This window comes from Niastella sp. sgz303648 (assembly GCF_059587045.1).
Genome location: NZ_JCAPSW010000001.1, coordinates 1,087,669 through 1,100,770, shown reverse-complemented (window position 1 = coordinate 1,100,770; position 13,102 = coordinate 1,087,669). Strand labels below are relative to the sequence as shown.

8 protein-coding genes are annotated in these 13,102 nt (G+C 40.9%); 3 read left to right on the top strand and 5 right to left on the bottom strand.

Annotation, left to right across the window (positions count from 1 at the left end; genetic code table 11):
- Positions 1 to 250: 250 nt before the first annotated feature.
- The 3 genes from AC59IL_RS03790 to AC59IL_RS03780 are packed head-to-tail and all read left to right on the top strand — an operon-like array spanning position 251 to position 2,442.
- Complete coding sequence (locus tag AC59IL_RS03790; RefSeq protein WP_496550749.1) at positions 251 to 1,480, top strand: DUF937 domain-containing protein; 1,230 nt, start codon at positions 251 to 253, stop codon at positions 1,478 to 1,480.
- 23 nt (positions 1,481 to 1,503) lie between these two features.
- Positions 1,504 to 2,001, top strand: a complete 498-nt coding sequence (locus AC59IL_RS03785) for a BON domain-containing protein (RefSeq protein ID WP_496550748.1) — start codon at positions 1,504 to 1,506, stop codon at positions 1,999 to 2,001.
- An 18-nt stretch (positions 2,002 to 2,019) separates the two neighbouring features.
- Positions 2,020 to 2,442 (top strand): SH3 domain-containing protein, encoded by a 423-nt coding sequence (locus AC59IL_RS03780; protein ID WP_496550747.1) that lies wholly within the window; start codon positions 2,020 to 2,022, stop codon positions 2,440 to 2,442.
- 111 nt (positions 2,443 to 2,553) lie between these two features.
- Here the strand turns inward: AC59IL_RS03780 and AC59IL_RS03775 are convergent, their stop codons facing one another.
- From AC59IL_RS03775 to AC59IL_RS03755, 5 genes are all read right to left on the bottom strand, one after another.
- A complete protein-coding gene (locus AC59IL_RS03775; protein WP_496550746.1) occupies positions 2,554 to 5,421 on the bottom strand; it encodes a DEAD/DEAH box helicase in 2,868 nt (955 codons plus the stop codon).
- Positions 5,422 to 5,523: 102 nt separating this feature from the next.
- Positions 5,524 to 6,972, bottom strand: coding sequence for a TolC family protein (locus tag AC59IL_RS03770; RefSeq protein ID WP_496550745.1), 1,449 nt, complete (start codon positions 6,970 to 6,972; stop codon positions 5,524 to 5,526).
- Position 6,973: 1 nt separating this feature from the next.
- Entirely contained in the window at positions 6,974 to 10,018 is a 3,045-nt protein-coding gene (locus AC59IL_RS03765) for an efflux RND transporter permease subunit (protein ID WP_496550744.1), read from the bottom strand.
- Between the two features lie 42 nt (positions 10,019 to 10,060).
- Complete coding sequence (locus tag AC59IL_RS03760) at positions 10,061 to 11,176, bottom strand: efflux RND transporter periplasmic adaptor subunit (RefSeq protein ID WP_496550743.1); 1,116 nt, start codon at positions 11,174 to 11,176, stop codon at positions 10,061 to 10,063.
- Positions 11,177 to 11,178: 2 nt separating this feature from the next.
- The gene (locus AC59IL_RS03755) at positions 11,179 to 13,068 is read right to left on the bottom strand and encodes an O-antigen ligase family protein (RefSeq protein ID WP_496550742.1); all 1,890 of its coding nucleotides are present in this window, start codon (positions 13,066 to 13,068) and stop codon (positions 11,179 to 11,181) included.
- Positions 13,069 to 13,102 lie beyond the last annotated feature (34 nt).

Sequence of the window (13,102 nt, the reverse complement as noted above, 5' to 3'; positions counted from 1 at the left end):
ATTGCAGCACGATAACTCATTGATATAAATAATTTTTGACTTAAGATTATAAAATCATACCTTAGTATATATTCCATCCCTCATTAATTAGTATATCTTTTAACTCCACAAGGTCTAATAAGTAGCGATAGAAATCATTTCGAACTGTAGTAAATATTTTGACTGCTTTTGAAGGTGTTATCTTTTACCCTATCATTCCTTTATTAATCTTCTTCCTGAAAATCTATTGATAATTTTAAAACTTAAAATTATGTCATTTAATCTCATTGAATCAGTAAAAGGTCTTTTGGGTAGTGATGTTGTCTCAAGAGCCAGTACCACATTAAATGAAGATGAATCCAGGGTGCAAAATGCAATGTCGGGCATTGTTCCTTCTGTATTGGCAGGTATATTAAATAAGGCAGGTTCGGGAGATGCAGGAGGAATTCTTAATATGGCAAAAGATACAGCTAATAGCGGTGTTTTAACGAATATTGGTAATTTTTTTGGTAACAGTAGTTTGCTCGACAGGGGCGCCGATTTGTTGAAAGGTATATTTGGTAATCGCATGAGCGATATTGCAAATATGGTTGCTAATTTTGCCGGCATCAGACCTACATCTGCCACTTCGCTTATGAGCGTTGCTGCGCCCGCAGCATTAGGTACATTAGGTAATCATGCAAAAGCAAATAATTTGAATGCGGATGGTTTGCTTTCTTTCCTGAACAGTCAAAAAGATAATATTCTGAATGCATTACCTGCCGGTCTTAACATTGCAGGTGTATTAGGGCTAAGCAGCCTTAGCAATATTGGAAGCAGGTTATCAGGCGCATCACGCAGCGCTACCGCACAGGTCAGAGATATGCCAGGTGACATAAGAAAAACAACCGGCACACGTTGGCTGGTGCCTGCGTTACTGGTTTTAGCTGCCATTGGGTTATTATGGTATATGGTGAATAGAAGAAGTAACAAGCCTGAAAACGCCCCGATGGCGACCAGAACTAATGAACCTGGTACAATCGCATCTCCTCCACCCGGTGCAAGTATGAGAATGAAATTACCGGATGGTGCTGAAATCAACGCTTATAGAGGTGGTATAGAAGATCAATTGGTTGGTTTTTTAAAAGATGCTTCAAGGCCGGTAGATAATAATACCTGGTTCGATTTTGATAACCTGAATTTTGAAACAGGCAGTGCGACTATTACTACCGAAAGCATGCCGCAGATCAGGAATATTGCGATGATACTGAAAGCATTCCCTAATGCCAATATTAAAATAGGCGGTTATACCGATAAAACAGGAAACGAAACGGCCAACATGAAATTATCAAAGGCAAGAGCTGAGGCTGTAGTAACCGAATTAAAAAATAACGGAATTTCTGATGCTCAATTATCCGGCGCCGAAGGATACGGATCACAATATGCAAAAGCACCTGCCAATGCCTCTGATCAGGAAAGAAAAAAAGATAGAAGAATTGCCGTAAGCGTAAGGAAAAAATAAGAATTATTTAAATGATTTGAGTTATGAAAAAGCATATTAACCCGTTGGCGATCCTTTTGATGTTTGCTATGCCATGGATGCTGGTTTTATCATGTAAAGAAAAAGATAGTAATATTCAATCGGCCGTTGAAGCAACATTAAAAGATAATAAAGATGTGAATGGCGCATCTGCATCTGTAAAGGATGGTGTTGTTACATTAACAGGCGAATGTAATGATGAAATGAGTAAGTCAGCAGTTGAGTCAAGCGTCAGAAAAATAAAAGGAGTAAAGGATGTAATCAATAATTGCACGATCGTTGCTCAGCAACCGGCGCCGGCTCCTGTTGTAATTACTGAAGATGATCCGCTGACCAAAAGTGTAAAAGATGCAACTAAAGATTATCCCTCGGTAAATGCTACTGTACAGGATGGAGTCATTACATTAACCGGAGATATTAAAAAGACAGATTTGCCAAAATTAATGAAGAGTCTGCATACGCTTAAACCCAAAAAAATTGAAAACAAGCTTACCATTAAATAAAAAAGGAGGAACCAGGCTATGGCACTTCAGGATAAATATAAAGAGCTGCTGGATACCGCCCAAACACTTGGCATTACTCACCTGCAGGCGAGGGAGCAGGATAATGTTCTTTACATCGACGGCGAAGCGCCCACTGGCGCTGCAAAAGATCAATTATGGAACATTTATGAAAAGCTTGATCCAAGTTTCAGGTCGGCAGATGTAGTGATGAATGTAAATGTTTCTACCATGTTGCCCGGCGTTAAAGTACTTGTAACAACTGAGAGTTCAAATTTAAATATCAGAAAGGGGCCCGGTACCGATCAACCTGTCATTGGTAAAGCAGCGCATCATGAATTGGTTACGCTGGTTAGTAAAACCAATGATCAATGGTGGCTGATACGAACAGATGCCGGAGAAGAAGGATACGCCTTTGCACAATATTTGTCGCCACAGAATTGATTGCAAATTGCCAACTGCTCTCCTGACCAAATATTGAATATCGAATATCAAATTGCGAATGTCGAAGTGCCTTTACTTCGACATTCGTCATTGGAAATTCATTATTCGTTATTAACTAAACAGGTATTTAATATCATCCTCGGTCAGTGACTTCACAAACCCTTCGTCTTCTGAAATCAGTTCTTCGGCCAGTTGTTTTTTGCGTTGCTGCAGCTGAATGATCTTTTCTTCAATAGTGTCTTTGCAGATCATCTTATACGCAAATACATTTTTTGTTTGACCGATGCGGTGCGTACGGTCAATCGCCTGTTGCTGTACAGCTGTATTCCACCAGGGGTCGACCAGAAATACGTAACCGGCTGCTGTGAGGTTCAAACCGGCATTACCGGCCTTCAGGCTTATCAAAAATACATTGGTGGTATTATCGGGCTGTTGAAATTTGGTCACCATGTCGATGCGTTTTTCAGGCGCCGTTCCTCCGTCGAAATGATAGTACGCAATGCCCTGCTCGCGGCATTTTTCGGCCAGCAAATCCAACATGCTGGTAAACTGCGAAAACACCAGTACTTTATGATCTTTCAGGTTGTTCTGCAATTCATTCATCAGCAGATCGGTCTTAACCGAATCGGTGCAGGTTTGTTCTTCTTCGGGCAGCAGCAGGGGCGAGTTACAGATCTGTCGAAGTTTCAACATACCCTGCAATACGGCCAGCTTGCTTTTATTTAAACCGTCTTTTTCAATATTCAGAAATACGCTCTGGCGTATGCTGTCTTTTATCTCGTCGTACAACTGCTTTTGTGCGGCGCTCATGTTACACCACATCACCATCTCGGTTTTTTCAGGTAGATCAGTAGCTACCTGTTCCTTTGTTCGTCGTAACACAAAGGGCGCGGTGATCCTTTGAAGGGTTTTTATTTTTTCTGCATCGCGGTTATGGTCAATGGCATCGGCATACTCGCGACGGAAAAATTCGCGGGTGCCAAATATTCCCGGCAACAAAAAATTCATTTGCGCATACAGGTCGAATGTATTGTTCATGACCGGCGTACCGCTTAATGCAATGCGAAACGCAGCCTGTAACCGTTCCACCGCTTTGGTGATTTGTGCAGCAGGGTTCTTTATATTATGACTTTCATCGAGCACAACGGTGCCGAATGCCATGGTGCACAGTTCTTCAATATCCTGCCGTATGGTGCCATAGCTGCTGATGATCACCTGAAATTGCCCGCCTGCTACATCCTCAAGGACACGTGATGCGCCGTGAAAGATCAGTACATTGATATGCGGCGCAAATTTTTGCAGTTCCTGGTGCCAGTTGTAAATGAGCGACGAAGGACAAATGATCAGATGGCGCTGTTTGGGTTGTTGCTGCAACTGATGCGTAAGCACGCTGATCGTTTGCAGCGTTTTTCCCAATCCCATGTCGTCGGCCAGGCATGCGCCTGCATTGGCTTCGGCCAGCAACAGCATCCATTCAAAGCCTTTTTGCTGATAAGGGCGAAGGGTGGCCTTCACTTCACCGGGAATGCTGTAAATCGCTTCGCCGTTTTTTTGCCAGTGCTGCCATTTTTCCCACCAGTTGTTGTGCAGTACCGGTTTTAATATCTGGGTACCTTCATCCGTTTCTTCTTCACTGAATGCCAGCCAGCGGGGCACCTGTATTTCATTTTTTGAAATTTTTCCATGCCTGATGATCGTTCCATATTGCTGAAGCCATTCTTCATTCAATATGCCAAGCGATCCGTCCTGCAACAAAATAGCGCGTTGACCGGCCTGAATAATTTTCTGCACTTCGGTCAGTGCTACTTCTTCTTCCCCAAAATAAATGAACATGTCGAGGGTCAAAAAATCGGATATATCTTTTTTAACTGTTACTTCGGCCCTTACTTTATGTTGCGAGTACCTGAAATGCTGCAGCATATCCATGCCAATAACCTGTATGTTCAGATCGAGCAGGCGGTGATATACTTTCAGGAACCATTGCTTTTTTTGCGCTTCTTCAAAAGAAACATAATAATAGCCGTTCAACTGCTTTTGAAAATTCGGATGCAGCGATTCAAGTAATTGCCATAAGGCTTTTTCATCTTCTTTATGGCGATAAATAACATACGATTGTCCGTTGCGGGTAATATCGTATGTCTCCTTCCACGGACCTTCTACAAAAAAGCCATCGTATTCCCACTGGGGCGTAAGCACCAGGAACGACTGGCTTATTTCGCTTAGCATTACCCGGTTTACCGGTGATACCCGGATCTCATTTTTTTCGAACAGGTTGTTGCGATTTACCGCATAGTCCAACGATTCCAGTTTTGCCAGTATGTTGTCAGAAAATTCGTGCGGCTGGTGGCTGTATTGCTGCGGATCATTTTCGCGTAGCCACTCCAGTGTTTGAAAATCTTTCCAGGATAATACAAAATATTCGCTGCCGCTCAGTAGTAAAAAAAGCTGGCGGTTGAATTGATCGGTACTATAGGGAGCGCCATTGATAGTAATAATGGTATTTAGCTGCAGTGCGTTACCGTTTTTGGTTACTTCGAACTGTAACTGCGGTTTAAAGGTGCTGAAGTTGCAGGGAGCGGTTTTAAAATGACCCTTTTCGCCCGGTATTTTATGATACCATTTTACAAGGGCGGCAAATGGTTTCAGCCGTTCCATGCATTCGTGCAAACGGCGTGTGATGGCTGTTTTAAAATATACTTCGTACGAAACGCCGGCGCGTTGTAAAGTGAATTTTTTTTGAATATCATCCTTCATCACACCGATCTTTTCCTTGCTGAAACCCAGCAGGGAATCCTTTACTTCTTTGGGCAGTTTGGCAAAATTTTTATTGAGTTCCGAACTGGTCAGTTCGCTGTTCTCATATTTGGGAATACCGCCGGCTTTGGTAATTGTTAAACATTCAAGCAGGCAATGATCAGACAATAAACGATGGGGCTGTAACAATAACACATTTTTCTGCTCGTTTTTTGTGGATATCATTGATTTTTTATATGGGTAATGGACAAAAATAAGGGGGTAAGGGGTATTTGCCCGCAACAGGTTTTGCACAGGTGTGAATGACTTTTTTTGGGGCGCCTTTATTTATTGTATGGCAGTTAAAGAGGTGTTATTTTTAAAATCGTACAAAGTTATTCTTCTAAGCATGTAATAGCCATCCCAGTAAGCCCGAAGGGCGTCGATATAAGATCGGCGGGCATTGTCTTTTTCGGTTTGCGCCAGATTCAGATCGGTAACGCTCAGTTTTCCCACCTGGTACAAACTATTGGCAATAGTGAACCGTCTTTGAGCAACGGAATCGGTTTTTTGGGCAAGTGTGATATTCGATTGCAGCAATTCAATATTTTTCACGAGGGTAGTTATTTCCTGATATATGGTGGCTTCATCAAACTCATTGGTGGTTTGTGTAAGCTTTTCAATGGCTTTGGCGGTGTTGTACCTTGCTTTTCTTCTTCCCCAGTCAACTATCGGAACATTAAACCCGATACTGAATTGTTGCTGGTCGTTGGGGTGTTGATAAACGGCTCCTACATTGCTGCCAACATTATTTAAGCCGTAGCTTGCCACAAGGGTTACCTGTTGCTGGGCTGCTTTTGCCTGCGCTACATCTCTTTCGGCTTCCTGTTTTTTTCTTTCAAATGCAATAAATTCGGCCCGGTTATTTCGTGCCTGCTGAAGCGCATTGTCGAGGCTTATACTCATTACGGGAATTGATTCAGGAACAGAAAGTGAAATATCGCCATCGCCTTTAAGGCCGGTAAATGTTTTTAAAGCAAGTTGCGCTATCTGCAGATCGTATTTGGCTTTTTCGAGGTCCTGCCTGCTGCGCAGCGTTTGTAATTCGAGCTGTAATAATTTATCTTCTGTTGTGGTGCCAAGGTTTACTCTCTTTTGTTCTATTTGAAAATTGGCTTCGGTATTTTGCAAATTGCCCATTGCTATGTTCATATTACTCTGGGCCACCAGTACATCGAAATAATAACCTACGGTTTGCTGGGCAATCTGCTCCCTGTCGTGTACATATTGTTTCCGTGATTCTTCCAGTTTCAGCGGTTCAATTTTTTTCTGCCATTTTAATTCATTATAAGCAAAAAGGGGCTGGTTGAGATTTAAATACACCGGCGTTCCGCTGTACTGATGTGTTTTTTGTTTGAAGTCATCGAACCGGGTAAGTCCGGTATTGAGTGATAATTCGCCCCCGGTAAAAGGCAATTGCTGACTAAGGCTGATCCCGATATTACTGTTATGCTGACTGATGGCCTGGTATTTAATACTGCCATCGGGCTGGCGCACACTGTAATATTGCTTATTAAAAACAGGCGCACTGCCGTTTAGCGATATCTGCGGACGAAAGCCGCTTTTATAAGTAAGGTACTGGTAATAACTGATTTCTTTTTGTGTTTGCACCAGCTTTGATTTGGGCGACAGTGATTGCGCCAGCTCAATAATATCTTTCAGTGTATATGACTTTTTTTGTTGTGCTTTTACAATCAGGCAACTAACCATCAGGCAACAGATAGCAAAAGTTCTCATGTTATTTCTTTTTATTTCTCCATTTAGCCATGTACCAGTATGCTAATGGAATGAACCATGTAGTGAAAAAAGTTCCTATAGTTAAACCGCCTATGATTACAAGGGCCATGGGTTTTTGCAGGTCGTTACCTATTCCGCCCACAAAAAGCACCGGCACCAGGGCAATGCTTGTGGTTAATGAAACCATCAGCAGCGGTTTTAAACAAATATCTCCGGCTTCATGTATCATTTGTTCAAGTAGTTTTTCGTCGTGGGGTAAACCTTTTTTCCGATATTGTTTTTCGAGTCGGTTCAGTGTTTCTATTTTCAATATGGGGTCGTCGACGATCAAACCGAGAATGACAATAAAGCCAATGGCTGCCATTACGTCGAGCGTGCTTCCGGTTGCCCATAGTAAAAACATGCCACCGGTTATGCCCAGGGGAATGGTAAGCATTACAATGAACGGCTGAACAAGGCTTTCATATTGAATGGCCAGTATGAAATACAGTAAAAACAGCACGATCAGAAAAATAAAAGCCAGTTGTGTTAGTTGTTGCCTGTTTTCAAAATACTGGCCGGTAAAATCTACGCTGAAACCATAGGCTAAAGCCAGCGAAGCAATTTTGTGCTGCAGCTCATTTTCATTTTTAAAAGGTTTATCAAATGCAATTGATTTGTATTCGCCTGTTTTATCGGCCGTAATGAATTTCGGTTGTTGGCTGTTTTGAAAGGTAATAAAGTGTTTTAACGGGTAAGCAATACCCTCTCCCGTCATTATTGTGCTTTCAAGTTTTGATTCCAGTGTATTTTTATCGGTTTTTAACCTTATCACATTTAACTCTCCGAATCGCTTTATTTCAGATACGGTATATACGCCAAATTGCTGTTGCAACATATCTTCTATAGCCGATTGTTTGATGCCATACAAAGCCATTTTTTGATTATTTAATACAACTGCAATACCTGGTTCATTGATCAGGCCTGCTCCTAATGAGTAATCCTGGTATGGAATTCTTTTTAATATTTCATCTAATTTCTTCCAGCTGTTAACGGATTCAGCATCGTTAACAGGTTTGAAACGTGCTTCGAGATATGGCGTGGAAGTAGTGAATAATTGGGTAAACGCATTCGGGGCGTCTATTATCTGTAAACCAGCCTGCGGATATTGTTGTTTTATCCATTCTTTAACCCGTTGGTCTGTTGTATGTTTGGTTGCTTCGTTTTTACAGGCGAAATAAATTTCTGATTTCTGAATGGCGTTGTTATCCTGTTGTAATAAAAATTGTTTAATACCAATTTCAGCTTCTGTTACAATACAATTGCTCTGAATTGTTTTTTGAAGCGATTTCATTCGTCGCAGGTTTTCCTGCGCATCTATGGGATCATTCCAGTCAATGATCACCATGCTTTCTTTTTTTTCAATTTTGGGCAATGCACTTACCGGGATCATAGTGGCAAGCCATAAACCAGCTGGCATTAGAACAATGGTTGCCAGTAAATAAAACAATTTGTGCTTCAGAATGTGGTGGATCATCCTATGGTACCGGATGGAAAGCCACTTATAAAAAATGGTATCTTCCTTTAGTTTTTCAGGCGAAGTTTTCAGGAATAGTTTATAAAGCAAAGGGGATAATATAAATGCCACCAGCAGTGATACAGCAAGCGAAATGGTTAGTCCAATGCTTTGATCAAATACAAGCGCGCCTGCCATGCCACTTAATAAAACAAGCGGTGCATAAACAGCCACCGTAGTAAGTACCTGGCTGATCACGGGGGCTATCACTTCATTGGTGCCTTCAACGCTGCTGTCGTGCATATTCATTCCGCTTCGTCGCTTTCGCGTAATATTGTCTATTACCACAATGGAATTGTCGATCAGCATACCTATACCTAATGCCAGACCCGATAAGGAAATGATGTTAAACGAAATGCCAAACAGGTAAAAAAAAATGAAGGTAATAATAAGCGACAGCGGAATGCTGATGCTCATAAGGGTGGGGGAAGCCCAGTTACCCAGGAACATAAACAACAATATAATTGTGAGTATGCCGCCGTATATTAAATCCTGTTGCAGGTTGCCAATGCCCGCATCCAGTAAAAAAGTTTGATCCTGTGTAAGGGCAAACTGCAGTTTGGGATAATCTTTTTTAAAGAATGCAACTGCTTCTTTTACGCGTGGTACCAGCTCATTCATGCGACTTGAAGGCTGTTTTTGAATGGTAATTACCAGGCCCTCGCTACCATTATACAAATGATAACCGGTTGGTTTTTCCGGTTCCTGTTCCACTTTTGCGATGCTGCTGAGTGTGATTACTGATCCGTTTTTCAACCTTACTGGTAATTCTGCAATGGCTGATTCGTTTTCGAGAGTATTTAACAGTTTTACGAAGTAGCGGTATTGCCCGTCTTTTATGCTTAATCCTCCTAAGTCGCGATTGGCGCTTTGTATAGTTTGTATTATGATGCCGGCATCTAAACCCAGCGCCTGCAAAGCTGTGATATTTGGCGTAACTGTAATTATTCCCTGCTGTTTTCCATTGATATCAACAAGAGAAACACCTTCCAGCTGTTCAATTCTTTTTTTTAATACTTTTTCTGCAAGGGCACTCATCTGCAGATAACCTGTTCCATCTTTTGGTAAAACCTGTAATCTGATAACAGGAATGTCTGCTGTATTGATGCGCATTACCTGCGGGCGCTGCAGGTCGCGGGGTAAGGTATTGGTAAGACGATCGAGTTTTTCATTTACCTCAATATAAGCGAGATCCATTTTGGTTCCGTACTCAAATGTGAGGTAAAGCAGTCCTGTATGATTGGCCGAGCGGCTTTCAATATTTTTAAGGTTATTAATATTAACCAGGTTTTCCCGTATAGGCTTTATTACATTCTGCTCTAAAACAGTAGCAGGGGTATTAGGGTAATTAATGCGAACAACTATCTGTGGAACATCTACATTGGGTAATAATGAAACCGGTATTTTATCAATGAGAATAAACCCTGCAATGATAAGGGCTATAAAAGTCATTAAAACCGCAACCGGCCTTTGAATAAGATATTTCACCATATTTCTAAATGCCCCTTTTAAAGAGACGAACGCTACTGTTGTTTACTGATTGTTTTCTTTGTTCACTTCCTTTACCGGGGCATCATGCGCCAATTGCAGATTATTGGTTATAATAACTTTTTGCCCGGCTGTTATTCCTTCTCTGATCTCTACTTCTTTTCCGTTATCTTTTCCAACGGTAACGTAATTCCATTTTGCTTTGCCATCCTGAAGTGTAAACACTACGGCTTTACCGCTGCGCATTACTACTGCTTCTTTCGGAACAATCAACGTCAGGGATGCCGGTGCTTTGATCACTGACGTACAATTCATGCCGGGGAAAATAGCTGCGTTTTGTACGTGTGCTGTATGCGCTATTTTTAAATTTATTGTAACCATTCCGTTTTCATCTACGTAAGGATTTATATCAGCAACCAGTGCTTTATAAGTTGCATCATTCGAAACAGGCGAAACATCGGCCAATGTGCCGGGTTTTAACAGGGAAACATCAGCCTCCAGCACCTTTACTTCGAGTAATAAATTATTAGGATCATATATGCGGAATAATTGTTCAGCAGCCTTGACCTGTTGTCCCTGCTGTATTTTTACATCTGCCAATACTCCTGAAAAAGGAGCCTTAATAATCGTTTGTGTTAACTCGTAATTGGCTTCCTTAATATCCTGTTCGGCTCCGGCCAAACCGGTGCTGATTCTTAATTTTTGTTTTATATCTTCTGCTTCCTGTTGGTTTTTGCCTTTTAACAATGTTTCATATCCCAATAACTGGCTCTCGTATTCTTTTTCACTATTGAATCTGGTAAGACGGGCCCGCTCTAATTTATGCAGCACTGGTGTTGCATCCAGTTCGGCAATCAATGCTCCTTCTGAAAAAAAGGCGCTTGTGTGCGCTTTGCATACCAGCAACCTGCCTCCTGTTTCAGTAGTGATCAATTGTTCATGCAGCGATTTTATTTTTCCATTGCATTGAATGAGGTAATCAAAGGTTTTGTTCTTTGCCACTGCAGTAACTACCGGGGTAATGCTTTCAGGTGCAGGTTGAGTTGGTGTTTCAGATGCATTCTCCTTTGCTCCTGTGGCAGTGTTGCAGGACGCTATGATGCCTGCTATTAGCAGCAGACCGGTATAGTGATTTAATTTATAAGTAAGCTGTTGAATCATTTCTATTGTTCCTGTACGTTTAGCGCTTTTAAAACCAGCCGGGTGTTTTCTTTAATTTCAGAAACTTCATAAGATGGTATTTTAACCGGCATTGTTAAAATGATATTGGCAATTTGCCTGGTTTTTGCAAGGTTTCGGGATTGTTTATAAAGGTTAAGCAATTCATATTTTGCTCCAAAGCGGTTAGGCAAATAATAGCTTAGCCATTCAAAATTTTCTATTGCTTTAGGATAGTTATTGGTTCTTAAATAAGCATTTCCTGTTGCCTCTATGGTTTTTTTTGAAATAAAATAATTTTTAGCCATTTCCAATATTTCAATGGCTTTTACTGCATCGGTGCTGTCCTGTAAAAGATATTCCCCGTAGTCAGTTAAAAATTTTCCGTCGTATTGTAGTGTTGGATACAAATTGTTGTACCTGTCTTTTGTTTGTTCCGGGGTTAAAGAATATTTTTCCCGCAAATCATTCCATTCCTGTGCCGCACGCGCCTGCTTTAAACCCTTGTATGAGGTATAGCAGGAAAGAATAAATAAAAGAAAGATCAGTGGTTTAATTACAGGTATCCGATTAAAGGAAAAATGTTTAGTAGCCGGGGGTGTGTTTTCCCGAACAGTAACAGCAATGGCAAAACAAAATGCAAACAATAGCAAAAAAGGAGTTACATGCAATGGGTACGACGTAAATCCGCAGGCCAGAATTGTAACGACTGTTGCTTTTGCTGCGTTTAATAACTGTTTATGCGATGTTGATTTTGAATTGAAAAAATAAAAGAGTGCAATTGCAAACACAAAAAAACCAACAAAGCCGATTTCTTTAAATAACTGCAGGTATTCATTAAAAATTATGTAGGTTTCACCGGCACTAAGAAAAAAATCAGGGGGTGGGTTGGAATGTGTTTGAAAATACTGCGCCTGCCATTGGGGGTAGTACCATGTAAATCGCCCCAGGCCGGTGCCCAGCCAGAAATTATCTGAAATATGCTCCCATGCAACCTGCCACTTCATAACCCTGCCAATGGCTGAAAGTTTTTTCAGGTAAAACAGGTAATACGCTCCAACGACAGCCAGTGTTAAAACAATAAGCGCTATGACTGATAAAAAAGGTTTAGAAAGCGTTACTGCTTTTTTTCGTATAACATGGCCCCACTGATAAACGCAAAAAGTTAATAAAAAAGCCATCAGTGCTATAATGGCCGAACGGCTTTGAGTTTGATAAACCAGAAATAAAACCATCACTAACAACAATACAAAAAAGCCGGCTTTGCAATAAAATAATGCCCCCCGTTTAACCGGCGTTTGCATGGTTTGTTTAAATGATAAATAAAAAAAGGCATAGAGTACAAAAGGTAATTGTATTACCAGCCAGCATGCATAAATGCCGGAGTTTTGTAAATCGCCTTTAATCAGTAATGATGCGTTTTCTAAACCGGCAGCCTCAAAGTATTGTAATAATCCTGTTATTAATTGGTACAAAAACAACAGCAGGAATGATAAAATAATCGTTTTGAAAGGGAGCTGTTGGGAAAATAACACAGCTGTAGCTGACAATATAATAACTGTAGCAATGATGAAAAAGTGCTCATTGGAAAAAGAGTACCGCGACGAAAAACAGATCAATAAGAAAAAGAATAATAAAACCACATAAGCGAACAATGAACGCCAGGTAACAACTGGTGACTTTTGCAGAATGCCTGCCAGGATCATTAAAGAAAATAAAGGAAGTAACCAGGCTAAGGTGTATTGTCCGTTAAGCTCGGTTTCGAAATTGAATGAGAAAGGATATGTAAAAGTAAAATAGTATAGTAAGTAAAATGTAAGGCCAAAATAAAGGATACCGTTTGCAATCGACCCATTATTTGTAGCAATCTGTTCTTTCAGTCGAAGCCAAAGCATTCAATTCTTCTTAAATAAGTAAAAAAATATGGAT